Here is a 22,538-nt window from a genome sequence, read left to right as displayed (position 1 = left end):
TTACGGGAGGTTGCGGGCCATGACGATGCGCTGGACCTGGTTGGTGCCTTCGTAGATCTGGGTGATCTTGGCGTCGCGCATCATGCGCTCGACGGGGTAGTCGCGGGTGTAGCCGTAGCCGCCGAGGAGCTGGACGGCGTCGGTGGTGACCTCCATGGCGACGTCGGATGCGAAGCACTTGGCGGCGGCGCCGAAGAAGGTCAGGTCGCCGTCCACGCGCTCGGACTTGGCGGCGGCGGCGTAGGTGAGCTGGCGGGCGGCCTCCAGCTTCATGGCCATGTCGGCGAGCATGAACTGCACGCCCTGGAAGTCGGCGATCGGCTTGCCGAACTGCTTGCGCTCGGTGACGTAGCCCTTGGCGTAGTCCAGGGCGCCCTGGGCGATGCCGAGGGCCTGGGCGGCGATGGTGATGCGGGTGTGGTCGAGGGTCTTCATCGCGGTGGCGAAGCCGGTGCCCTCGGCGCCGATCATGCGGTCGGCGGGGATGCGCACGTTGTCGAGGTAGACCTCGCGGGTCGGGGAGCCCTTGATGCCGAGCTTCTTCTCCGGCGCGCCGAAGGAGACGCCCTCGTCGCCCTTCTCCACGACGAAGGCGCTGATGCCCTTCGACCGCTTCTCCGGGTCGGTGACGGCCATCACCGTGTAGTACTCGGAGACGCCGGCGTTGGTGATCCACCGCTTCACGCCGTTGAGGACCCAGAAGTCGCCGTCGCGGACCGCGCGGGTCTTCATCCCGGCCGCGTCGGAGCCCGCGTCGGGCTCGGACAGGCAGTAGGAGAACATCGCGTCGCCCTTGGCCAGCGGGCCGAGGTACTTCTTCTTCAGCTCCTCCGAACCCGACAGGATCACCGGCAGCGAACCGAGCTTGTTGACGGCCGGGATCAGCGAGGACGAGCCGCAGGCGCGCGCGACCTCCTCGATCACGATCACCGTCGCCAGCGCGTCCGCGCCGGCGCCGCCGTAGCTCTCGGGCACGTGCACCGCGTGCAGGTCGTTGGCGACCAGCGCGTCCAGCGCCTCCTGCGGGAACCGGCCCTCCTCGTCGACCGCCGCCGCGAACGGAGCGATCTTCGCCTCCGCCAGCGCACGGACCGACTCCCGGAGCATCTCGTGCTCCTCCGGCAGGCGATACAGATCGAAACCGGCGGATCCTGCCACGCTCATCCACTCCCACGCTTTGCTAACTACCGTTAAGTAACCCAAATGGTAGGGCGTGAACCGGCCCCGATCCAGGCCCCGACTATGCTCGGGCAGGCATTCCGCCCGACCTCGACTCCTCACTGGAGACCGCATGGCCCTCAAGATCACCGTGATCGGCACCGGCTACCTCGGCGCCACCCACGCCGCGGCCATGGCGGAGCTCGGCTTCGAGGTCCTCGGTCTCGACGTCGTACCCGAGAAGATCGAGATGCTGGCCGCCGGGCGCGTCCCGATGTACGAGCCGGGCCTGGAGGACCTGCTCGCGCGGCACGTCGCGGGGATCGAGGGTTCGAGCGGGCGGCTGCGCTTCACGACCTCCTGGGAGGAGGCCGGCGCCTTCGGCGACGTCCACTTCGTCTGTGTGAACACCCCGCAGAAGCACGGCGAGTACGCGTGCGACATGTCGTACGTCGACGCCGCCTTCGCCTCGCTGGCGGGCGTCGTCCAGGAGGGCGCGCTCGTCGTCGGCAAGTCGACCGTGCCCGTGGGCTCCGCCCTGCGGCTCGCCGGTCTGCTGCCCGAGGGCGTCGAGCTCGCCTGGAACCCGGAGTTCCTGCGCGAGGGCTTCGCCGTGCAGGACACCCTGCATCCGGACCGGATCGTGGTCGGCGTGTCCGAGGGCGCGGGCGGCGAGCGGGCCGAGAAGGTGCTGCGCGAGGTGTACGCGGTGCCGGTCGCCGAGGGCTCGCCGTTCGTGGTGACCGACTACCCGACCGCCGAACTGGTGAAGACATCCGCCAACTCCTTCCTGGCCACGAAGATCTCCTTCATCAACGCGATGGCGGAGGTCTGCGAGGCGGCCGGCGGCGACGTGGCCAAGCTCGCGGAGGCGATCGGGCACGACGAGCGGATCGGCAGCAAGTTCCTGCGGGCCGGCATCGGCTTCGGCGGCGGCTGCCTCCCGAAGGACATCCGGGCCTTCATGGCGCGGGCCGGTGAGCTGGGCGCCGACCAGGCCCTGACCTTCCTGCGCGAGATCGACTCCATCAACATGCGGCGCCGCGCGTCCATGGTGGAGATGGCCCGCGAGGCCCTGGGCGGCGGCTTCCTCGGCAAGCGGGTCGCGGTGCTCGGCGCGACCTTCAAGCCGGACTCGGACGACGTCCGCGACTCGCCCGCGCTGAACGTGGCCGGCCAGATCCACCTCCAGGGCGGGCAGGTCACCGTCTACGACCCCAAGGGCATGGACAACGCCCGCCGGCTGTTCCCGACGCTCGGCTACGCGCCGACCGCGCTGGACGCGGCGCGGGGTGCGGACGTGGTGCTGCATCTGACCGAGTGGCGCGAGTTCCGTGACGGGCTGGATCCGGCGGAGCTGGCGTCGGTGGTCACCTCGCCCGTCATCCTCGACGGGCGCAACGCGCTCGACCCGGTGCGGTGGCGCGAGGCCGGGTGGACGTACCGGGCGATGGGGCGTCCCCGCGCCTGACGCCGCGCGGCGGGCGCGGCGGTTTTGCCGGGCTCTGGGCGGCCGGGCCTTCGGCGATCGGGCCTTGGGCGGCGGGCCTTGCCGTGCTGGGCGGCCGGGCCTTGCCGGGCGTCCCGGCCTGGAGGTCCGTACGACACTGCCGTGCTGGTGCGTGCGGGGCCAGGCGCAGGTGCGGAACGCGCCCGCAAGGGCGCCGTCCCGTGTGCCCACCCGTCCCGCCCTGCGGGACGAATGCCCACACGGGGGTGCGAAGACCGGCGCCGCCCTGCCAGGCGCGGTCCGGAGTGCGAAAGAGCCCCCGCTGAGCGGGGGCCCTTTCGGGGTCGGTGCCACGTCGCGTGTGGTGGTTCAGCCTTCGTAGGTGTCGATCGTCGCGATCGACGCGCCCCGCAGGGTTCGCTGTTCGCGGGCCACCGCCTCCGCGTCGCGGAGCACCCGGACCGCGTTGGACCAGGTCAGCTTCGCCAGGTCGGCGTGCGACCAGCCGCGGGTCAGGAGCTCGGCGACCAGGTTCGGGTAGCCGGCGACGTCGTCGAGGCCGGCCGGCGTGAACGCCGTGCCGTCGTAGTCGCCGCCGATGCCGATGTGGTCGATGCCCGCGGCCTCGCGCATGTGGTCGAGGTGGTCGGCGACCGTGGCGGCCGTCGCGATCGGGCGCGGGTTGTCGGCCTCGAAGGCACGGTGGATCGCCATCGCGTCCGGCGTGGTGGCGAGGTGGTGCAGGCCGTGGGCGCGCATGTTCTCGTCGGCGCGGGCCGTCCACTCGACGGCCGCGGGGAGGATGAACTTCGGCACGAAGGTCGCCATCGCCACGCCGCCGTTGGCGGGCAGCCGCTCCAGGACCTCGTCCGGGATGTTGCGCGGGTGGTCGCAGACCGCGCGGGCCGAGGAGTGCGAGAAGATCACCGGCGCTGCCGTGGTGTCCAGCGCGTCGCGCATGGTCGTCGCGGCGACGTGCGAGAGGTCGACCAGCATACCGGCGCGGTTCATCTCGCGGACGACCTCGCGGCCGAAGGCGGTGAGTCCGCCGTGCCGCGGCTCGTCGGTGGCCGAGTCCGCCCAGTCGTTGTTCTCGTTGTGGGTGAGCGTCATGTAGCGCACGCCGAGGGCGTGCAGGGCGCGCAGGGTGGCCAGCGAGTTGTTGATCGAGTGGCCGCCCTCGGCGCCCTTGAGGGAGGCGATCCGGCCCTCCTTGCGGGCCGACTCCATGTCGTCGGCGGTCAGCGCGGGCGCGAGGTCCGCCCCGTACCGCTCGATCAGCCGGTCGACGGCGTCGATCTGCTCCAGGGTGGCGCTGACCGCGTGGTCGCCGGCCAGCCGGCCCGGCACGAACACCGACCAGAACTGGGCGCCGACGCCGCCGGCCCGCAGCCGGGCGAGGTCGGTGTGCAGGGAGGCCGAGCGGTCGCCCGCGATGTCGAGCGCGTCGAGGTCGTAGCCGCACTGCTCGCGCAGCGCCCACGGCAGGTCGTTGTGGCCGTCGACGACGGGCGCGGAGGCGAGGAGTTCCCGCGCCTCCGCCAGGCGGTCCGCCGCCGCGGTCACTGGGCGAACCCGAAGGAGCCGGCGCCCTCGACCTTCTGCCGCAACCGGCGGCCCTTCTCCGTGGCCTGGTCGTTGAGCTCCTGCTGGAACTCCTTCATCCGGCCGAGCAGTTCGGGGTCGTGCGCGGCGAGCATGCGGGCGGCGAGCAGGCCGGCGTTGCGGGCACCGGCCACCGAGACGGTCGCGACCGGCACCCCGGCCGGCATCTGCACGATGGAGAGCAGCGAGTCCATGCCGTCGAGGTACTTCAGCGGCACCGGCACGCCGATCACCGGCAGCGGGGTGACGGAGGCGAGCATGCCCGGCAGGTGGGCGGCGCCGCCCGCGCCCGCGATGATCGCCTTCAGGCCGCGGTCGGCGGCCTCCTCGCCGTACGCGATCATCTCGCGCGGCATGCGGTGCGCGGAGAGGACGTTGACCTCGTACGCGATCTCGAACTCGTCCAGGGCCTGGGCCGCGGCCTCCATGACGGTCCAGTCCGAGTCGGATCCCATCGCGATGCCGACGAGCGGGGTCGTAGCAGCCGGGTTACTCAACGATCGTTCCTCGCAGGTAGTCGGCGGCGTGACGGGCGCGCTCCAGCACGTCGTCCAGGTCGTCGCCGTAGGTGTTGACGTGGCCCACCTTGCGCCCGGGCTTCACGTCCTTGCCGTACATGTGGATCTTGAGCTGGGGGTCCCTGGCCATGCAGTGCAGGTACGCCTGGTACATGTCCGGGTAGTCGCCACCCAGAACATTGCACATCACGGTCCACTTCGCCCGCGGGCGGGGGTCGCCCAGCGGGAGGTCGAGGACGGCCCGGACGTGGTTGGCGAACTGCGAGGTGACCGCGCCGTCCTGGGTCCAGTGGCCGGAGTTGTGCGGGCGCATGGCGAGCTCGTTGACGAGGATCCGGCCGTCGCGGGTCTGGAACAGCTCGACGGCCAGGTGACCGACGACGTCCAGCTCCTTCGCGATCCGCAGGGCCAGCTCCTGGGCCTGCCCCGCGAGCTCGTCGTCCAGCTCGGGCGCGGGCGCGATCACGGTGTCGCAGACGCCGTCGACCTGACGGGACTCGACCACCGGGTAGGCGACGGCCTGCCCGTGCGGGGAGCGGACGATGTTCGCGGCGAGTTCCCGCGAGAAGTCGACCTTCTCCTCGGCGAGGACCGCGACGCCGGCCTTGAAGGCGTCCTCGGCGTCGGCCTGCGAGCGCACGAACCAGACGCCCTTGCCGTCGTAGCCGCCGCGCACGGTCTTGAGGATGATCGGGAAACCGTCGCCCTCGGCGGCGAAGGCCGCCGCGTCGGCCGGGTCCGCCACGATGCGGTGCCGCGGGCTCGGCACGCCGATCTCGTCGAGCTTCGCCCGCATCACCCCCTTGTCCTGGGCGTGCGCGAGGGCCGAGCGGCCGGGGCGGACGACGACACCGTCCGCTTCCAGGGCCGCCAGGTGCTCCGCGGGCACGTGCTCGTGGTCGAAGGTGATCACGTCACATCCGCGCGCGAAGTCACGCAGCGTGTCCAGGTCGCGATAGTCGCCGATGACGACCTCGCTCACCACCTGGGCCGCCGAGTCCTGCGGGGTGTCACTGAGGAGCTTGAACTTGATGCCGAGGGGGATGCCTGCCTCGTGTGTCATACGAGCGAGCTGTCCGCCGCCGACCATGCCGACTACCGGGAACGTCACCCTCTTAGGGTATCCGCACAAGTTCCGGTACCTCTTCCGGCTGTGCTTTGTCACAGACGGGGTGGGGTCGCACACGGATCGCGCACATCACGGGCGGTCGACGGGGCAGCTGGTTAGCATGGCTGGGTTGACGCCGTCCGTGGCGTCGGCGGAACACACTCGAACCGGACGGGACAGAGCCATCACCATGAGCGAACCCGGCGCGCTGCGCATGCGAGTGGACCGGCTCGTCCGCGAGGTCGCCAAGTTCGGCGTGGTCGGCGGCGTGGGCGTCCTGGTGAACCTGGCCGTCTTCAACCTGGTGCGCCACGTCACCGAGCTTCCGGTGGTGCGGGCCGGCATCATCGCCACGGTGGTGGCGATCCTCTTCAACTACGTGGGCTTCCGCTACTTCACGTACCGTGACCGCGACAAGTCGGGCCGTACGAAGGAACTGGTGCTGTTCCTGCTGTTCAGCCTGGTCGGTCTCGTCATCGAGAACGGTGTGCTCTACACCGCCACGTACGGCTTCGGCTGGGACACCCCGCTGCAGAGCAACTTCTTCAAGTTCTTCGGCATCGGCGTCGCGACCCTGTTCCGCTTCTGGTCCTATCGGACCTGGGTCTTCCGCACGCTCCCGGCGAAGGAGGCGGTCCAGGCCGCCGAATCGTTCCTGGAGCAGGCCCCCCGCCAGGCGACGCGCAAGCAGCCGGACCGCGTCTGAGCGACGCGTCTGAGCGGCGCGGCTGGACGATGCCGCTGAGCGCCGGGCGGAAGCCCGCCAGCAGCGGATCTCCGGCCGCCGGGCGGGAGCCCCTCAGGGGTGGATCCCCTGCCGCCGGGCGGGAGCCTCTCGGCTCACGCCTCAGCGGACCGGGCGCTCCGACTCCCGTTCCGAACGGCTCCTGACCTCACGGCCGAGGAAGAGCGCGAACACCGGCGGCTGCTGCTGGAGCAGTTCCAGTCGCCCGCCGTCCGCCTCCGCGAGGTCCCGGGCCACCGCGAGGCCGATGCCCGTGGAGCTGCGCCCGCTGACCGCGCGTTCGAAGATCCGCGCGCCGAGGTCGGCGGCGACGCCCGGGCCCTCGTCGGTGACCTCGATCACCGACTGGTTGCCGGTGACGCGGGTGCGCAGGGCGACCGTGCCGCCGCCGTGCATGAGCGAGTTCTCGATGAGCGCCGCCAGGACCTGGGCGACCGCGCCCGGGGTGCCGACGGCGCGCATGCCCTGCTTCCCGGAGCGGACGATGGCCCGGCCCGCGCTGCGGTAGGCGGGCCGCCACTCCTCCAGCTGCTGCTTGATGACCTCGTCGAGATCGAAGGCGACGGCGGATCCGGTCCGCGGGTCGCGCGAGTTGGTGAGCAGCCGCTCGACGACGTCGGTGAGCCGCTCGACCTGGGTGAGCGCGATCGTCGCCTCCTCCCTGACCGTGTCGAGGTCGTCGGCGACGGCGACCTCCTCCAGGCGCATGGAGAGCGCGGTGAGGGGCGTGCGCAGCTGGTGGGAGGCGTCGGCGGCGAGCCGGCGCTCGGCGGTGAGCATCCGCGCGATCCGCTCCGCCGAGGCGTCGAGGACGTCCGCGACCCGGTCCAGCTCGGGGACCCCGTACCGGCGGTGCCGGGGGCGCGGGTCGCCGGAGCCGAGGCGTTCGGCGGTCTCGGCGAGGTCGGTGAGCGGCGAGGCGAGCTTGTTGGCCTGCCGTACGGCGAGCAGCACGGCCGCGACGACGCAGAGCAGCGCCACCGCGGCGATGATCATCAGGGTGCGGCCGACCTCGTCGGTGACGACCGAGCGGCTCTCCTCGACGAGGACGGTCTCGCCGCGCTCGCCTTCCGCCAGGCCGCGGATGACGCTGCCGGAGGGGCGGGTGCCGACTTCGAGGGGCGGGAGGCCGGGGATGCGGACCAGAGCGTAGCGCTTGGCACCGCTGAGGTCGGCCAGGACGCCGGCGTCGACGGCCTCGCCGCCGACGAGCCGGCTGTCGACGATGGAGGCGATCCGCAGCGCCTCGGAGTCCACGCTCTCCTGGGCGCTGCTGGAGATGGTGCGGGTCTCGACGATCACCAGCGAGACGCCGAAGACGGCGATGACGACGAGCACCACGGCGAGCGTGGAGTTGATCAGACGGCGGCGCACGGAGGAGGAGGCCTAGCTCTTCTCGAAGCGGAAGCCGACGCCGCGGACGGTGGCGATGTAGCGCGGGTTGGCGGCGTCGTCGCCGAGCTTCTTGCGGAGCCAGGAGATGTGCATGTCGAGGGTCTTGGTGGAGGACCACCAGGTGGTGTCCCAGACCTCGCGCATCAGCTGGTCGCGGGTGACCACCCGGCCGGCGTCGCGGACGAGGACCCGGAGCAGGTCGAACTCCTTGGCGGTGAGCTGGAGTTCCTCGTCGCCCATCCAGGCCCGGTGGGACTCGACGTCGATCCGCACGCCGTGGGTGGCGGGCGCGGCGGTGGGCTCGGTGGCGCCACGCCGCAGCAGGGCCCGGACGCGGGCGAGGAGTTCGGCGAGGCGGAAGGGCTTGGTGACGTAGTCGTCGGCGCCGGCGTCGAGGCCGACGACCGTGTCGACCTCGTCGGCGCGGGCGGTGAGCACCAGGATCGGCACCGTGTGTCCGTCGGCGCGCAGCCGACGGGCGACCTCGAGGCCGTCCATGCCGGGCAGGCCCAGGTCGAGCACGACCAGGTCGACGCCGCCCTGGAGTCCGGTGTCGAGCGCGGCCGGCCCGTCCTCCCGGACCTCGACCTCGTATCCCTCCCGCCGCAGGGCGCGGGCCAGTGGTTCCGAGATGGAAGCGTCGTCCTCGGCGAGCAGTACACGGGTCATGAGGTGATGGTAGTCCGCACGGCAACGGCACCGGGGCCCGATCCGGAGGCACCCCCGCCGGGTACCGGGGCCCTTCGATGGGCCCCTTCGGATCTTGGCCTGAAATTTGCTCATGACCTTCGAATGGGCGAAGTTGGTTCCGTCAGCGCCTGTGATCCATGTCTCAAGTCCTTCCATATCCGGCAGTGTCGTGTCGTATGGTGGCGTGAGTTCTGTAGCGGTAATCGGGGATCTTTGGCGGAGTCGGTCCGGCAAAGGTCTCTTTTCTGCGCAAGACGGCTTCGGCGGTCTTGAGGACGGTGAATGACCTGTGGGCCGGGTCCTGCCGCGCGACGACGCGTCAGGGCGTGGATCCCGGACGGGTGCGACCGCGCCCGCCCGGTGCCGGCCTCCCCCACCGGGCGCACCCCGCTCACAAGGCGCGCGTCCCGACAGAGCAAGGATCGACATGGCGTCCAGCCTGACGACGGCTTCGAACGGAACCCCCGGTTCCGAGGAGAAGACCTTCTTCGGCCACCCCCGGGGCCTGGCCACTCTCTTCATGACCGAGATGTGGGAGCGCTTCTCCTGGTACGGAATGCGCGGCATCCTCGTCCTCTACCTGGTCGCGGCCGTGCTCGACGGACCGCTGGAGGACCGTGAGGCGCTCGCTGCCTCCATCTACGGCGTGTACAACGCGGTCGTCTACATGGCCGCCATGCCCGGCGGCTGGATCGCCGACCGCCTCTGGGGCGCCCGGAAGGCCGTCCTCGTCGGCGGCATCGTCATCGCCCTGGGCCACTACACCCTCGCCGTCCCCTCGGACACGGCGTTCTTCATCGGTCTCGCGCTCATCGCCGCCGGCACCGGTCTGCTGAAGCCCAACATCTCGGCCATGGTCGGCGGCCTGTACGAGGGCCAGCCGGGCGCGCGCCGCGACGCCGGCTTCACGCTCTTCTACATGTCGATCAACATCGGCGGCATGCTCGCGCCGCTGGTCGTCGGCTACCTCGGCGAGAACGTCAACTGGCACCTCGGCTTCGCCGTCGCCGGCATCGGCATGACCCTCGCCGTCGTCCAGTACGTCCTGGGCGGTCGTCACCTCGGCGACGTCGGCAAGGCGCCGGGCACCCCCGCGACCCCCGAGGAGAAGCGCGGCGCGCTGCGCAAGGTCCTGCTCTGGGGCGGACTGGCCGTCGCGGCCCTGCTGGCCGACATCGTGCTCGGCACGTACGACATCGAGCACATCGTGAACGTGCTGGCGATCCTCGGCATCGTCGTGCCGATCGTGTACTTCATCACCATGTACCGGAACCCGGCGCTGAAGTCCGAGGACAAGCCGAAGATCAAGGCGTTCATGTGGTTCTTCGCCACCGCCGTGCTCTTCTGGATGATCTACGACCAGTCCGGCTCGCTGCTCACGCTGTTCGCCGACAACAAGACGGACCGCATGATCTTCGGCTGGGAGTTCCCGGCGTCCTGGTACCAGTCCGTGAACCCGGCGATGGTCATCGTCCTCGCGCCGCTGTTCGCCGCGCTGTGGGTCAAGCTCGCCAAGCGCAACCGCGAGCCCAGCGCCCCGATGAAGTTCGCCCTGGCGATGCTCCTCATCGGCGGATCGTTCGCGATCATGGGTCTCGCCGGTGCCGCCGCCGCCAACAGCTCGACCGGCAAGGTCACCGTCTTCTGGCTGCTGAGCGTCTACCTCGTCCAGACCCTCGGCGAGATGTGCCTCTCGCCGGTCGGCCTGTCGCTGTCGACGAAGCTGGCCCCGAAGCAGTTCGTCGGCCAGATCATGGGTCTGTGGTTCCTCGCCACCGCGACGGGCAACGCCCTCAACGGCTGGACCACCAAGCTCAACGAGCCGCTGGGCGACGCCCTCTACTACTCGCTCTGGGCGGTCGTGGCCATCGTCGCGGGCCTGGCCTTCATGACCGCGGGCAAGAAGATCCGCGCGCTCATGGGCGACACGCGCTGACGCGTCGTACGACCTGACGACAGGGCCTGGCCCGGCACCCCGCACGGGTGCCGGGCCAGGCCCTTTCCGTTCCCCGGCGCGTCCGGGCGCCGTCAGCGCGGCTGGGCGCCGTCAGCGCGTACGGACGCCGTCAGCGCGGCTGGGCGCTGAAGCCGCGGAGGCGCTTCTTCGTGCCGCACCGGACGCCGGACTTCCGGCGGCGCTCACCTGGCTACCTGCGCAGCCGCGCCCACGGGGTGAACGTGAAGACCGCGCCGCCGAGCAGGATCACCGTGCCCGCCACCAGGGCGAGGGCGCGCAGGGCGCCGCCGTCCTCGGCACCGGTGTCGGCGAGGCCGCCGCCCGGGCCGCCGCCGGACGTGGACGTCGACGAGCCGCCGGCGGCGCCGCCCGCCTGCTTCTCGGTGTCGAGCGTGAGCGAGGCCTGTACGGAGCCCTTCACCTCGCACGGGATGACGATCGGCGAGCCGCCGAGCGACACGCTGATGGTCAGCTTGCCCGGGCTCAACGTGGCCTTGCCGGACGCGCCCGGCTTGTACGTGCCGGTCATGTCGGTCAGGTCGACCGGCTTGCCCGCCTCCAGCGGCTCGGGATTCGCCGCGCCGGTGACGGTGACGGTGCCGCTGTCCGCCCCGCCGATCCTCACCGCCATGGACGGCTTGAGCGCGCCCTTGGGGAGGGCGGCCGGGCTGTTCATGACGCCCTTGGCGGTCCTGACCGTGAGGGCGTAGGAGCCGCCGTTCTTCCGGGCGTTGACGGTCACCTTGGAGGAGATGGACGCGGGACCGGGGGCCTGGCAGGCGAAGCTCACGGCGACTTCCTTGCCGGGGAAGTCGGTCTGGCCACCGCCGCCGCCGGATGTGGTGCCGCCGCCCGTGGCGGTACCGCCGGAGGTGCTCGTGGTGCCGCCGCTGGTGGTACCACCGGAGGCGGTGGTCGTGCCCCCGGATGTGGTGGTACCGCCGGTCGTCGTACCCCCGGCCGTCGTGGTGCCGCCGCTCGTCGTCGTACCGCCGCCGGAGGAGCCGCCGCCGTCCGTCACCTTGATGGTGGCGCCGACCGCCGGCGTCTCCTTCGGCGAGCACTTCGTGTCCGTCGACATCGGCTTGGACACGTTGATCGTGTACGTGTCCGGCGTCAGCGTGATCTCGCCCGCCTTCTCCAGCTTCAGTCTGCCCTTCATGTCCGGCAGGACCATCGGGCTGTTCTTCGGGATCGGCGGGTTCTGGCGCGGGCCCTCCATCGTGAGCGTGCCGCTCGCCCCGCCGCCCAGCTTCACGACGCCCGTCGGCTTCACGGTGTCCTTCTGCAGGTCGAGGATGTCCGGGTTCCTGGACGCGGCCTGGACCGTCTTCCACACCACCTCGACCTCGTCGCCGACCTTGGCCTCGGCGGGCGCCGAGATCAGCACCCGGGTGGTGCCCTGCACCGGCGGGAGGCCGGAGATGGGGGGCGGGATGCACTCGGTGGCGTACGAGACCTCCGCGGCCGTCGCGGGGCCGGCGGCCAGCAGGATTCCCGCGCCGCCGAGCATCAGCGCGACGCCGGCCGCGCTGATCCTCCGTGTCGTGCGTGTCGTCCTCACGACTGTCCCTTCGTCGTCGGGCTGTTCTCTGACGGTGCGGAATCGGGGGTGAACCACGGCAGGACCGCGGTCGGTTCGCCGGCGGGCGCCGCCGGTACGGACGCGGACCCGGATGCGGCTCCGCCCGTCCGGGCGGGCGTCCGGCCGGGCGCACGGCGGGGGATGCGGCGCACCGGCCCGCGCGAGGTGCGGCCGGGGCGGCTCGGGCCGGGGGCCCCGCCCCGCGGGCGGACCCGGTCCACGACCGCCATGCCGATGCGGAACACCGCGGCCGGGACGACCAGCGCGAGCAGCACCCAGAAGAGCGTGACGCCGTACGGGCGCCCGACGCCCCAGGGCTGCTCGACGACGACCTTCCCGCCGTGGCGCACGGACACCTGGTAGTCGCCGTGGGCGCCCGCCGGCAGCTCGACCTCCAGCCGCACCAGCGCCTTGCGGCCGGGCTCGATCGTGCCGCGCCACTGGCGCTCCTCGTACTGCGGCGCGAACACCCCGTGGCTGGTGCCGACGTCGAAGACCGGGTCCTTGACCGCGGTCTGCCCGAGGTTGCCGAGGGTGAAGACGATCTCGCGGCGGGCGGGCGCGCCGAACCACACGAGGACGCCGCTCGAACCCTCCAGCCGTGCGGAGGTGAGCACGACGAGCCGGCCGCTGCCGGAGTCCTCGGGCAGTGGCGCGGTGGGATGCCCGGCGACGGTGAACTCGACGTCCACCGTGTCCTGTTGGCCGGTCACCCCGGCCACGTGGACGACGCAGGGGCAGGGCTCGGGCGGTTCAGCGACCGGCAGTTTCCGGCTGAACGCGCCCTTGGCGTCGACGGTGGCGGCGCGGCCGTCGGCGTTGGCGCAGGAGTTGGTGCCGCCGATGACGCCCTTGCCGGGCGCGGCCTTTCCGCAGATCAGCAGCATGAGCAGCGCGCCGGGCTTCCACCCGGAGCCGCTGACGGTGATCTCGCCGCCCTTGCCGCCCTCCGCCTGCGAGAGCGCCACGGTGGGGCCCGCGGCCCGGGCCGCGGCGGGGGCGGCGGGCAGCAGGGCGAGGAGCAGCGCGGCGAGCAGCACGCCGAGGGCTGTGGTGGCGGTGCCCGTGGCGGCAGTGAACGCCGGGCGCCTGTCCGCACGTGGCGCGAGGCGTCGTGCCGTACGCGGTGCTGCCGTACGCGGGTACGTCATCGTCTCCTCCGTATCGCGTACGTGGCCGTTCCCGCCGCCACGAGCAGTGCGGCCGCCAGGGCGCCGAGGCCCTCCGGGGAGGCGAAGGCGGCGTCCGCGCGGGCGCTCGCGGGGGTGGCGCCGGCGGCCGCGGCCGTCAGGTGCACGGTGACCGAGTCGAGCGCGGGCGGGTCGGGCCAGGATTCGGTGCGGGTGACGCGTTCGCCGGGGCGCAGGACGAGCGGAAGGGCGCGCTCGGGGCGGTCGAGCACGGTGCCGAACAGGCCCTCGGCGCGTACGGCGAGGCGCGGGGCGAGCTCGGTGCTGCCGCGGTTGACCAGCGTGTAGCGCAGGGTGCCCGAGCGGTCGACGGCGACGTCCTCGACGGTGAGCGCGGCGAGCCGCGGCCCGCTGACCCGCAGGTGGAGCGGGATGGTGGTCTCGTGTCCGCCGGCGCTCGCCCGTACTTCGCCGCGGTGGTCCCCGGGCGGGGTGTCGGCGGTGACGGTCACCGCGAACGGCACGTCGGCCCGCGTCCTGGCGGGCACGACCACCGTCCGCACGGCGAAGGCGACGGCCGCGCCCTGCCCGGTGAGCCGCACGGCGAGCGGTTCGGCGCCGGGATTGGTGACGGACAGGGTGTCCTGGAGCACGCTGCCGACCGCCCCCTCCAGATAGACGTACGGCCGCCCGGCGGCGGGCGCGGCGGTCCAGGGAGGCGGGGCGGCCGGGCCGGCGATCCGCTGGGTGCGGGGTGGGGGCGCGGCGGGTGGTGCGGCGGGAGTGGCTGGGGCGGCCGGGGCGGCTGGGGCGGCTGGGGCGGCTGGGGCGGCTGGGGTTGCCGGGGCGGCTGGAGTGGCCGGAGTGGCGATCTCCTGGGTCCGGGGCAGGGGCTGAGCCGGAGGGGCGGCCGGGGCCGGCGGAGCCGCGGCGAGCAGCGCGGCCGGAAGCAGGACGAGGAGCGCGGCGCCGGCCGGGCCGCCGCGCGGGCGCCCAGGTTCAGGCCCGTGGCGGCGTCCCCGGCCACGCCCGCGCCCGGCCCGGTCGCGGGCCCGGTCCCCGGACCGGACCCTGGCCTCCCGCCCGTACCCGGTCTCGCTCTCCCGCCCGGGCTCGCTCTCCCGCCCGGTTTCCTTCCCGCGCCCGGTTTCCTTCCCGCGCCCGGCCTCCCTTCCGTACCCGGTCCGCGAGGCCACCCGCGCCCGCATCAGCGGGCCGGGTGTCGGGGGGTGCGCCGGGTGAGCCAGAGGACGCCGGCCGTTCCGGTGAGCAGCACGGTGCCGCCGAGGGTGCCGAGGGCGGCGGCCGAGTCCAGCGGGCCCGTCTTGGGCAGTTCGCCGGCGCCCGACTGCGTCGTACCGCCCGGGGAGTCGTCGGAACCGCCGGAACCGCCGCCCGCGGGGGCGGTCACGTCGAGTTCGAGGGAGGGCTTGGGGTTGTTGGACGGCTTGCAGACGGCCGCGTCCATCCCCAGCGCGTGGACGGTGAGCGTGCCTGCCGTGAAGGTGACCCTGCCGCTCTTCTTCGGCGTGTACGTACCCGTCAACTTGCCGATCTTGATGGGGGTGTTGGGTGGGATGGCCGCCGTGTTGGGCACGCCCTTGACCTGGACCCTGCCGCTGTCGGCGCCACCGACGACGAGTTCGGCGCGGGGCGTCATGACGCCCTTGGGGAGCTCGACGGGGCTGTCGGAGACGCCCTTGTCGAAGGACATCGTGATCGTGTACGAGCCGCCGTTCTTCTCCGCCGTGATGTCGACGGGCGAGACGGCGCCCTTGGGGCCGATCTTGGTCTCGCAGGCGTAGTTCACGTCGACGACCGCGGCGTGGGCGGCGGGCGCGGAGAGCAGGACGGCCGAGCCCGCCACCGCCATCGCCGCCGTCAGCACACGGGCCGTTCTCCTCGGATCCGGCACCTCGAACACCCCTCACCGCAAGCTTGCTGACGGTCTATCAGATTGGCGGTCAAGGTACGCCGGGGGCCCTGAGGAGGGAAGAGAGAAGGATGTGAAAGTCCTCCGCGAACGCTTCGGGCGCCCTACGCCGGCGCGGCGAGTTCCGCCCAGACCGTCTTGCCGGGGGCGCCGGGCACGCGGTCGATGCCCCAGTCGCGGCAGAGCCGCTGGACGATGAACATGCCGTGGCCGCCCGGGCGTCCGGCGCGGTGCGGGGTGCGCGGGGCGGGCTGGCCGGCGCCGCGGTCGGCGACTTCCAGGCGCAACACCCCGGCGAGGCGCAGCACGCGCAGGCTCTCGGGGCCCTCGGCGTGCAGGCAGGCGTTCGTGACGAGTTCGGAGACGACGAGCAGGACGTCCTCGGCGGCGGCCCGGCGGTCGGCGGTCGCGGCGGGCAGCCAGCCCCAGTCGTACAGCGCCTGCCGGGTGAAGTCGCGCGCGAGCGGAACGGTGCCACTGGCCGCCCCGAGGGCGAGGGTGCGGACCTCGGGGTCGCCGGAGGCGGTCTCCTTCAACGCTTCACCTCACCGATTCAGCCGGATCAACCGTTAGACGAGTTTGACGAGTTCAGGACAGATGGTGGCGGGGGCCGGAGCGGGGCCGGATCCCGGGTCGGACCGGGAGTCCGCCGTCGGGACGGGTCCCGCCGGCCGGGGCGCCGGACGGAGGGGCCGGCACCGGGGGCCTCGCTCAGCCGCTCAGCCGCTCAACCCGGAAGGGCGGAGTCGAGCGAGTCATGGAGGGTGAAGACGGAGTCGGCCCCGGTGATCTCGAAGACCCTGGCCACCGGGGGCCGCATCGCCGCCAGATGGATCCCGCCGCCGGCGGCGTCCGCTCTCAGCCGGGCGCCGAGCAAAACGTTGAGCCCGGTCGAATCGCAGAACTCGAGCCGTGAGCAGTCGAGTACGACGCGTGTCCGGCCCTCGTCGAGGGCGCGGTCGAGTGGCGCACGCAACAGTTCGGCGGTGTGGTGATCGAGCTCACCCACGGGGGCGAGCAGCTCACTCGCCCCCACGGTCCGGACCTCGACCCGGAACCGCCCGGGCGCGCTGCCGATGTGTTGGCGGTACATGCGTCGAACCATACAAGCGCATCCGCGTGCACCGCACACAAGCTCCACCCCAAACCATGACGAAGCGGACAATTGCCACTTGCAACCATCGGGGTCGAACCGGTAGGGCTAGAAGGACACCTTCCCCTTGGCCGGCTTTGGAGGCGCCGCAAACCGCAGCGAGACAACGATGGAGGAGACCATGTCCCCCCGGCTCGACGTACCGGCCCCTGCGGTCCCGGACCACGCGGCCCTGGACCACCCGGTCCGGGACCACGCGGCCTTGGACCACACGACCCCGGACCACACAGCCCCTGCCCACATGGCCCCGGACCACACAGTCCAGGCCCACACAGCGGCAGACCACACAGCAGCAGACCACACAGCGGCGGACCACACGGTCCCAGACCACACGGTCGCGGACCACACGGTCGCGGAACTCCCGCGGATCCCGCCCGTCGACGAGATCGCGCCGCACGACGCGCGCGCCCTGTCGAAGACCCTCTTCGCCCGCCTCGGCGACCTGGAGGAGGGCACCCACGAGTACGCGTACGTCCGCAACACCCTGATCGAACTCAACCTGGCCCTGGTCAAGTTCGCCGCCTCGCGGTTCCGCACCCGCAGCGAACCGATGGAGGACATCGTCCAGGTCGGCACGATCGGCCTCATCAAGGCGATCGACCGCTTCGAACTGGCCCGCGGCGTCGAGTTCCCCACCTTCGCGATGCCGACGATCATCGGCGAGATCAAGCGCTTCTTCCGCGACACCTCGTGGTCGGTGCACGTCCCGCGCAGGCTCCAGGAGCTCCGCCTCGACCTGGCCAAGGCCGGCGACGAACTCGCCCAGCGCCTCGACCGGGCGCCCACCGTCGAGGAACTCGCCCGCGAGCTGGGCATCCGTACGGACGAGGTCGTCGAGGGCATGGCGGCCGCGAACGCGTACACCGCGAGCTCGCTCGACGCCCCGCCCGACGAGACCGACGCCGACGGCGCGACCCTCGCCGACCGGCTCGGCTACGAGGACCACGGCATCGAGGGCATCGAGTACGTCGAGTCGCTCAAGCCGATGATCGCCTCGCTCCCGGCCCGCGAACGCCGCATCCTGTCGCTGCGCTTCACGGCCGGCCTCACGCAGTCGGAGATCGGCGAGGAACTGGGCATCTCCCAGATGCACGTCTCCCGCCTCCTCTCCCGCACGCTGGCCCGCCTGCGCAGGGGTCTGACGGCCGAGGAGTGACGCCGGCGGAGGTGCCGCGGCCCCGGCCGAGACCCGGAGGACACGGCCTACAGGCCGAGCCGCGGCCCCTCCAGCACCTCGCACCCGCCCAGGGCCGCGAGCTCCCGTACCCGCTCGACCGGGCAGCGGCTGTGGACGTGCAGGAAGACGGTGTGTGCCGGGGCGGCCCGCTCCAGCTCGACGTCGTCGCTGTGGAACGTCACCTGCACGCCGTCCCGGTGCCCGGCCCCGTCGGGCCCCGGCCAGGTCCCGCGCCACACCACGGACGCCGGATCCTCCCCCACCGCGCGCAGGAACGGCAGCTCCGCCTCGCGGGGCGCCTCCTCGGCGCAGACCCACACCGGGAAGGACACCTCACCGGGCTCGCCCCAGGGGTCGTACGTCCGCTGCCGGGCGTCCTCGAACCACGCCCCCGGTACGGCCGCCGCCACCCGTCGCAGCCGCTCCGGGTCCGAGACCAGCGCCTCCACCAGGAGCGTGTCCTCCGGCTCCGTGAGCAGCTCGCGGAACCGCCGGGCACACGCGTGCGCCTCGGCTGCGTCGGCGGTCCGGTGGACGACATAGGCCCGTGCGTGTCCCATGGCGCGATCCGACCAGCTCGCCGCCGTCGGCACCAGCCCTTTTCCGACCGCCCGTTCGGGGTCGGAATCGACCCCATGGACACGAGGAAGCGCCGGTCCACCGGGCCCACGGGCTTCCGGTAGCCCGCCAGGAGGGACCTGGCGGGCTACCGGAGGAGTTTCCCGTGTCGCGCACCGCTCATCACCGCCCGCCCGCGCACTGCCACGCCGCCGACGGCAGTCGGCCCGGCGCGCCTTGGCATGCGCACGTGCTGTACGACGTCCGCCACGACGCCCACGGCGGCGTCCGCAAGATCCGGCGCGTGGTGGCGGTCTACACGTTCGCCCGTCACCACCGGGACCGCTCGGTCGGTCGGGGCGCGCGCGTGGAGTGGCGTCGCGCGCGCTGCCGTACCCGGGTCGCCCTCGCCACGGCCGTACGGCTGGCGAACACCGCGCCCGGAGCGGTGGACACGATCGACATCCTGCCGACCCGCCACCGCCGTTCGGAGATCTGGCTCGCCTGAGCGGCGGCGTCAGATCGTGCGGAGGCCCTTGCGCCAGACCTCCGTCACCAGGGGGACGCCCGGGCGGTAGGCCAGGTGGACGTGGGACGGGGCGTCGAGGAGGGTGAGGTCGGCGCGGGCGCCGGGGGTGAGGCGGCCCACGTCGGTGCGGCGGAGGGCCGCCGCGCCGCCCGCGGTGGCGGACCAGAGGGCCTCGTCGGGGGTCATGCGCATGTCGCGGACGGCCAGCGCGATGCAGAAGGGCATCGACGAGGTGAACGACGAACCCGGGTTGCAGTCCGTGGAGAGGGCGACGGTGACGCCGGCGTCCAGAAGGCGGCGGGCGTCCGGCCACGGGGCGCGGGTGGAGAACTCCGCGCCCGGGAGGAGGGTGGCCACCGTGGACGAGTGGGCCAGGGCGTCGACGTCCGCGTCCGTCAGGTGCGTGCAGTGGTCCGCGCTCGCCGCGTCCAGCTCGACCGCCAGTTGCACACCGGGGCCGTACGAGAGCTGGTTGGCGTGGACGCGGGCCTGGAGGCCCTTCGCCTGGCCGGCGGTGAGGACCGCGCGGGCCTGGTCGCCGTCGAACGCGCCCTTCTCGCAGAAGACGTCGACCCAACGGGCGTACGGGGCGCAGGCGTCCAGCATCGGACCGGTGACCAGGTCCACGTAGCCGGCCGGGTCGTCGGCGTAGTCCGGGGACACGATGTGCGCGCCGAGGTAGGTGACCTCGTCCGTGTGCTCGCCGGCGATGCGGAGCGCGCGGGCCTCGTCCTCGACCGTCAGGCCGTAGCCGGACTTGGTCTCGAAGGTGGTCGTGCCCTGGCGCAGGGCCTCGTACATGTGGCGGGCGACGTTGGCGGAGAGTTCGGCGTCGGTCGCGGCGCGCGTGGCGGCGACCGTGGTGCGGATGCCGCCCGCCTCGTACGGCCGGCCGGACATCCGGGCGTTGAACTCGGCGGTCCGGTCTCCCGCGAAGACCAGGTGCGAGTGGGAGTCGACGAAGCCGGGGATCACGGCCCGGCCGCCGGCGTCGACCCGGTTGTCAGTGCCGGGTGCTTTGCTTGATTCACCGACCCAGACGACGCGGTCGCCCTCGATGACGACGGCCGCGTCCTGGATCAGTCCGAGAGGGGTTCCGTCACCGAGGGAGGGGTCGTTCGTGACGAGGCTGGCGATGTTGACGATGGCGGTGGCGGTCGCCGCCACCGCGCTGTTCGCGCTGGTGGGGGCGGAGGTCGCCGCGGGGTTGTTCCTCGCCGCCGGGCTCGTGTTCATGGTGAGAGATCTCCTCCTCAGCCGCGCAGGGCGGCGATCGAGTCCGCGAGGGCCTGGGCCGCGTCCGGTACGGCGGAGTGGACCCCGTCCCGTACGACGTGACGCCCGCCCACGACCGTGTGCCGCACGTCCGCGGCCGACGCTGCGAATACCGCCGTCTCGGCTGCCAGACGCGGTGCCGGCCCCGCTGTCCTGACGGAGTCCAGGGCGATCGTCGTGAAGTCGGCGAGCGCGCCGGGCTCCAGGACGCCCGCGTCCTGCCAGCCGAGGGCCGCGTGGCCGTCGGCGGTCGCCGCGCGCAGCAGCGCCGCCGCGGTCCAGTGGCCGCGGGTGCGGGTGCGTAGGCGCTCGTCGAGTTCCATCGCGCGGGCCTCCTCCAGGAGGTCGATGACCGCGTGGCTGTCGCTGCCGAGGGAGAGGGGGGAGCCGGCGCGCTGGAGGGCCACGGCCGGGCCGATGCCGTCCGCCAGGTCCCGCTCGGTCGTCGGGCACATGCAGGTGCCGGTGGTCGTCGAGCCGATCAGCGCGATGTCGGCGTCCGTCATGTGGGTGTTGTGGACGCCCGTGGTCCGCGCGCCCAGGACGCCGTGGTCGGCGAGGAGCTGGGTCGGCGTGCGGCCGTGGGCGGCGAGGCAGGCCTCGTTCTCGGCGGTCTGCTCGGAGAGGTGGACGTGCAGCGGGGCCTGACGGCCCTGCGCCCAGCCGGCCACCGTCGACAGCTGGTCGGCCGGGACGGCCCGGACGGAGTGGACGGCCGCGCCGATCCGGACGCCGTCGCGCTCCTTGAGGAGCGACACCCGCTCGGCCCAGGCGTCGGCGGTGCCGTCGCTGAAGCGCAGTTGGTGCGGTTCGGGGGCCGCGCCGAAGCCGGAGGAGAGGTACGCGGTGTCGAGGAGGGTGATGCGGATGCCCGCCTCCCCCGCCGCCGCGATCAGGGCCTCGCCCATGGCGTTGGGGTCGGCGTAGGGGGTGCCGCCGGGCGCGTGGTGGAGGTAGTGGAACTCGCCGACGGAGGTGATGCCGGCCAGGGCCATCTCGGCGTACACGGCGCGGGCGAGCGCGAAGTAGCTGTCCGGGGTGAGGCGCTGGGCGACGGTGTACATGACCTCGCGCCAGGTCCAGAAGGTGCCGGACCCGACCTGGACCGTGCCGCGCAGGGCTCGGTGGAAGGCGTGCGAGTGCGCGTTCGCCAGGCCGGGGAGGGTGAAGCCGCGCAGCACCCGGGCGCCGGGCGGCGGGGTGTCCACGCCGGTGCGGACGGCGGTGATGCGGCCGTCGGCCACGTCCAGGGCGACGCCCGGCTCGGCGTTGGTGCCGAGCCAGGCGTGCTCCAGCCAGTACGTCGTCGACGGCGGCGTCGGCGGCGTTGTCGGCGTCGGCGTTGTCGGCGTTGTCGGCGTCATCGGCACGCCAGGCCCTCCAGTACGTCGGCGAGTGCGCGGACGCCCGCCACGCAGTCGTCCTCGGCCGCGAACTCGGCCGGGGAGTGCGAGACGCCCGTGGGGTTGCGTACGAACAGCATGGCGGTCGGGATGGACGCGGACAGGATGCCCGCGTCGTGTCCCGCGCCGGTGCCGAGGACCGGGATCTTGTCGCCGGTCGTCTCGCCCAGGATCCGCGCCATCTCCTCGCGCAGGGCGTGTCCGAACTCCACGACGGGCGTGAAGGACTCGCGGACGACGGCGAGGTCGACGCCCTGGCGTACGGCGTGGTCGCGGGCCGCGGTCTCTATGCCGGCGACGACGGCGTCCAGGGACTCCTGGTCGGCGGCGCGGGCGTCGAGCCAGCCGCGGACGAGCGAGGGGATGGCGTTGACGCCGTTGGGCTCGACGGCGATCTTGCCGAAGGTGGCGACGGCGCCCGCGAGTTCGGCCTCGCGGCGGGCGGCGAGCACGGTCTCGGCGTACGGCAGCATCGGGTCGCGCCGGTCGACGAGCCGGGTGGTGCCGGCGTGGTTGGCCTCGCCGTGGAAGTCGTACCGCCAGCGGCCGTGCGGCCAGATGGCGGAGGCGATGCCGACCGGGTCGCCGGACAGGTCCAGGGCACGGCCCTGCTCGACGTGGAGTTCGACGAAGGCGCCGATGCGGGCGAGCCGCTCCGGGTCGGGGCCGATGGCCTCGGGGTCGTGTCCGGCGGCCTCCATGGCCTGCGGGAGGCTGATGCCGTCGGCGTCGCGCAGTGCGAAGGCCTTCTCCTTGGTCAGCTGTCCGGAGGTGAGCCGGGAGCCGACGCAGGCGAGGCCGAAGCGGGCGCCTTCCTCGTCGCCGAAGTTGACGATGGCGAGGGGTCGCCTGAAGGAGACGCCGCGGGCCCGGAGTTCGTCGAGGGCGGCGAAGGCGGAGACGACGCCGAGCGGGCCGTCGAAGGCGCCGCCGTCGGGGACGGAGTCCAGGTGGGAGCCGGTGACGACGGCGTCGCCGGCCGTCGGGTCGCCGAGCCAGGCCCACTGGTTGCCGTTGCGGTCGGTCTCGACGTCGAGCCGGCGGGCCTCGGCCTGCATGCGGAACCAGAGCCGGCAGTCGGCGTCGGCGGCGGTCCAGGCGTAGCGGCGGTAGCCGCCCGAGGCGTCGCTGCGGCCGATGGGCCGCAGCGACGTCCACATGGCGTGGAA

21 protein-coding genes are annotated in these 22,538 nt (G+C 72.8%); 5 read left to right on the top strand and 16 right to left on the bottom strand.

Going from position 1 to position 22,538, the window contains the following annotated elements; translation table 11 throughout:
• Complete coding sequence (locus ESG85_RS27030) at positions 1 to 1,158, bottom strand: acyl-CoA dehydrogenase family protein (RefSeq protein WP_128983686.1); 1,158 nt, start codon at positions 1,156 to 1,158, stop codon at positions 1 to 3.
• A gap of 133 nt (positions 1,159 to 1,291) precedes the next feature.
• Between ESG85_RS27030 and ESG85_RS27025 the strand changes: the two genes are divergently transcribed.
• A complete protein-coding gene (locus ESG85_RS27025) occupies positions 1,292 to 2,629 on the top strand; it encodes a UDP-glucose dehydrogenase family protein (protein WP_128983672.1) in 1,338 nt (445 codons plus the stop codon).
• Positions 2,630 to 2,977: 348 nt separating this feature from the next.
• Here the strand turns inward: ESG85_RS27025 and ESG85_RS27020 are convergent, their stop codons facing one another.
• Genes ESG85_RS27020 through ESG85_RS27010 form a run of 3 tightly spaced genes read right to left on the bottom strand, consistent with a single transcriptional unit; the run spans position 2,978 to position 5,821 of the window.
• Positions 2,978 to 4,174 carry a dipeptidase gene (locus tag ESG85_RS27020; RefSeq protein WP_128983670.1) on the bottom strand — a complete coding sequence of 399 codons (1,197 nt, stop codon included), beginning with the start codon at positions 4,172 to 4,174 and terminating at the stop codon, positions 2,978 to 2,980.
• Positions 4,171 to 4,668, bottom strand: a complete 498-nt coding sequence (purE, locus tag ESG85_RS27015; RefSeq protein WP_128983684.1) for a 5-(carboxyamino)imidazole ribonucleotide mutase — start codon at positions 4,666 to 4,668, stop codon at positions 4,171 to 4,173. The genes ESG85_RS27020 and purE overlap by 4 nt, the downstream gene beginning before the upstream one ends.
• Positions 4,669 to 4,702: 34 nt before the next feature.
• On the bottom strand, positions 4,703 to 5,821 hold the full coding sequence (locus ESG85_RS27010) for a 5-(carboxyamino)imidazole ribonucleotide synthase (RefSeq protein ID WP_246095306.1): 1,119 nt from the start codon (positions 5,819 to 5,821) through the stop codon (positions 4,703 to 4,705).
• 208 nt (positions 5,822 to 6,029) lie between these two features.
• Here ESG85_RS27010 and ESG85_RS27005 point away from each other — a divergent pair, with 208 nt between their 5' ends.
• A complete protein-coding gene (locus ESG85_RS27005) occupies positions 6,030 to 6,545 on the top strand; it encodes a GtrA family protein (protein ID WP_128983666.1) in 516 nt (171 codons plus the stop codon).
• Between the two features lie 141 nt (positions 6,546 to 6,686).
• On the opposite strand, the gene ESG85_RS27000 is transcribed toward ESG85_RS27005, so the two are convergent.
• Together ESG85_RS27000 and ESG85_RS26995 are read right to left on the bottom strand one after the other, a co-directional pair.
• A complete protein-coding gene (locus ESG85_RS27000; protein ID WP_128983664.1) occupies positions 6,687 to 7,958 on the bottom strand; it encodes an ATP-binding protein in 1,272 nt (423 codons plus the stop codon).
• Positions 7,959 to 7,970: 12 nt separating this feature from the next.
• Positions 7,971 to 8,648 carry a response regulator transcription factor gene (locus tag ESG85_RS26995; protein WP_128983662.1) on the bottom strand — a complete coding sequence of 226 codons (678 nt, stop codon included), beginning with the start codon at positions 8,646 to 8,648 and terminating at the stop codon, positions 7,971 to 7,973.
• 448 nt (positions 8,649 to 9,096) lie between these two features.
• Here ESG85_RS26995 and ESG85_RS26990 point away from each other — a divergent pair, with 448 nt between their 5' ends.
• Positions 9,097 to 10,605 (top strand): peptide MFS transporter, encoded by a 1,509-nt coding sequence (locus ESG85_RS26990; protein ID WP_128983660.1) that lies wholly within the window; start codon positions 9,097 to 9,099, stop codon positions 10,603 to 10,605.
• Between the two features lie 211 nt (positions 10,606 to 10,816).
• Here the strand turns inward: ESG85_RS26990 and ESG85_RS26985 are convergent, their stop codons facing one another.
• The 6 genes from ESG85_RS26985 to ESG85_RS26960 form a co-directional block, all read right to left on the bottom strand.
• Positions 10,817 to 12,163 (bottom strand): hypothetical protein, encoded by a 1,347-nt coding sequence (locus tag ESG85_RS26985; protein WP_128983682.1) that lies wholly within the window; start codon positions 12,161 to 12,163, stop codon positions 10,817 to 10,819.
• Between the two features lie 23 nt (positions 12,164 to 12,186).
• Positions 12,187 to 13,362 carry a hypothetical protein gene (locus tag ESG85_RS26980; RefSeq protein WP_128983658.1) on the bottom strand — a complete coding sequence of 392 codons (1,176 nt, stop codon included), beginning with the start codon at positions 13,360 to 13,362 and terminating at the stop codon, positions 12,187 to 12,189.
• On the bottom strand, positions 13,359 to 13,994 hold the full coding sequence (locus ESG85_RS26975; protein WP_342781407.1) for a COG1361 family protein: 636 nt from the start codon (positions 13,992 to 13,994) through the stop codon (positions 13,359 to 13,361). The genes ESG85_RS26980 and ESG85_RS26975 overlap by 4 nt, the downstream gene beginning before the upstream one ends.
• 554 nt (positions 13,995 to 14,548) lie before the next feature.
• The gene (locus ESG85_RS26970; protein WP_128983656.1) at positions 14,549 to 15,256 is read right to left on the bottom strand and encodes a peptidase; all 708 of its coding nucleotides are present in this window, start codon (positions 15,254 to 15,256) and stop codon (positions 14,549 to 14,551) included.
• Positions 15,257 to 15,378: 122 nt separating this feature from the next.
• Positions 15,379 to 15,810: an ATP-binding protein gene (locus ESG85_RS26965; protein ID WP_128983654.1), complete on the bottom strand. Its 432-nt coding sequence runs from the start codon at positions 15,808 to 15,810 to the stop codon at positions 15,379 to 15,381.
• A gap of 191 nt (positions 15,811 to 16,001) precedes the next feature.
• Positions 16,002 to 16,367, bottom strand: coding sequence for an STAS domain-containing protein (locus tag ESG85_RS26960; protein ID WP_128983652.1), 366 nt, complete (start codon positions 16,365 to 16,367; stop codon positions 16,002 to 16,004).
• A gap of 169 nt (positions 16,368 to 16,536) precedes the next feature.
• On the opposite strand from ESG85_RS26960, the gene ESG85_RS26955 reads away from it, so the two are divergent.
• A complete protein-coding gene (locus ESG85_RS26955; RefSeq protein ID WP_374050310.1) occupies positions 16,537 to 17,583 on the top strand; it encodes an RNA polymerase sigma factor SigF in 1,047 nt (348 codons plus the stop codon).
• 47 nt (positions 17,584 to 17,630) lie between these two features.
• On the opposite strand, the gene ESG85_RS26950 is transcribed toward ESG85_RS26955, so the two are convergent.
• Positions 17,631 to 18,164, bottom strand: a complete 534-nt coding sequence (locus tag ESG85_RS26950; protein WP_128983650.1) for a hypothetical protein — start codon at positions 18,162 to 18,164, stop codon at positions 17,631 to 17,633.
• A gap of 164 nt (positions 18,165 to 18,328) precedes the next feature.
• Between ESG85_RS26950 and ESG85_RS26945 the strand changes: the two genes are divergently transcribed.
• On the top strand, positions 18,329 to 18,670 hold the full coding sequence (locus tag ESG85_RS26945; RefSeq protein ID WP_128983648.1) for a hypothetical protein: 342 nt from the start codon (positions 18,329 to 18,331) through the stop codon (positions 18,668 to 18,670).
• 9 nt (positions 18,671 to 18,679) lie between these two features.
• Here the strand turns inward: ESG85_RS26945 and hutI are convergent, their stop codons facing one another.
• The 3 genes from hutI to ESG85_RS26930 are packed head-to-tail and all read right to left on the bottom strand — an operon-like array spanning position 18,680 to position 22,529.
• A complete protein-coding gene (gene hutI, locus ESG85_RS26940; RefSeq protein ID WP_246095302.1) occupies positions 18,680 to 19,927 on the bottom strand; it encodes an imidazolonepropionase in 1,248 nt (415 codons plus the stop codon).
• A 17-nt stretch (positions 19,928 to 19,944) separates the two neighbouring features.
• The gene (locus ESG85_RS26935; RefSeq protein ID WP_128983646.1) at positions 19,945 to 21,330 is read right to left on the bottom strand and encodes a formimidoylglutamate deiminase; all 1,386 of its coding nucleotides are present in this window, start codon (positions 21,328 to 21,330) and stop codon (positions 19,945 to 19,947) included.
• Positions 21,327 to 22,529, bottom strand: coding sequence for an allantoate amidohydrolase (locus tag ESG85_RS26930; RefSeq protein WP_128983676.1), 1,203 nt, complete (start codon positions 22,527 to 22,529; stop codon positions 21,327 to 21,329). The genes ESG85_RS26935 and ESG85_RS26930 overlap by 4 nt, the downstream gene beginning before the upstream one ends.
• Positions 22,530 to 22,538 lie beyond the last annotated feature (9 nt).

Origin of the sequence: Streptomyces roseicoloratus (assembly GCF_004117935.1) — a bacterium.
GTDB classification, from domain to species: Bacteria; Actinomycetota; Actinomycetes; order Streptomycetales; family Streptomycetaceae; genus Streptomyces; species Streptomyces roseicoloratus.
This window is presented reverse-complemented; position numbering and strand designations above follow the sequence as displayed.

Bases quoted from the DNA above. Each gene is read 5' to 3' on its own strand.
- ESG85_RS27025 (WP_128983672.1), top strand. From the start codon at position 1,292: ATGGCCCTCAAGATCACCGTGATCGGCACCGGCTACCTCGGCGCCACC.
- purE (WP_128983684.1), bottom strand. From the start codon at position 4,668: ATGGGATCCGACTCGGACTGGACCGTCATGGAGGCCGCGGCCCAGGCC.
- ESG85_RS27010 (WP_246095306.1), bottom strand. From the start codon at position 5,821: ATGGTCGGCGGCGGACAGCTCGCTCGTATGACACACGAGGCAGGCATC.
- ESG85_RS27005 (WP_128983666.1), top strand. From the start codon at position 6,030: ATGAGCGAACCCGGCGCGCTGCGCATGCGAGTGGACCGGCTCGTCCGC.
- ESG85_RS26995 (WP_128983662.1), bottom strand. From the start codon at position 8,648: ATGACCCGTGTACTGCTCGCCGAGGACGACGCTTCCATCTCGGAACCA.
- ESG85_RS26990 (WP_128983660.1), top strand. From the start codon at position 9,097: ATGGCGTCCAGCCTGACGACGGCTTCGAACGGAACCCCCGGTTCCGAG.
- ESG85_RS26980 (WP_128983658.1), bottom strand. From the start codon at position 13,362: ATGACGTACCCGCGTACGGCAGCACCGCGTACGGCACGACGCCTCGCG.
- ESG85_RS26960 (WP_128983652.1), bottom strand. From the start codon at position 16,367: ATGTACCGCCAACACATCGGCAGCGCGCCCGGGCGGTTCCGGGTCGAG.
- ESG85_RS26955 (WP_374050310.1), top strand. From the start codon at position 16,537: ATGGAGGAGACCATGTCCCCCCGGCTCGACGTACCGGCCCCTGCGGTC.
- ESG85_RS26950 (WP_128983650.1), bottom strand. From the start codon at position 18,164: ATGGGACACGCACGGGCCTATGTCGTCCACCGGACCGCCGACGCAGCC.
- hutI (WP_246095302.1), bottom strand. From the start codon at position 19,927: ATGAACACGAGCCCGGCGGCGAGGAACAACCCCGCGGCGACCTCCGCC.
- ESG85_RS26935 (WP_128983646.1), bottom strand. From the start codon at position 21,330: ATGACGCCGACAACGCCGACAACGCCGACGCCGACAACGCCGCCGACG.
- ESG85_RS26930 (WP_128983676.1), bottom strand. From the start codon at position 22,529: ATGTGGACGTCGCTGCGGCCCATCGGCCGCAGCGACGCCTCGGGCGGC.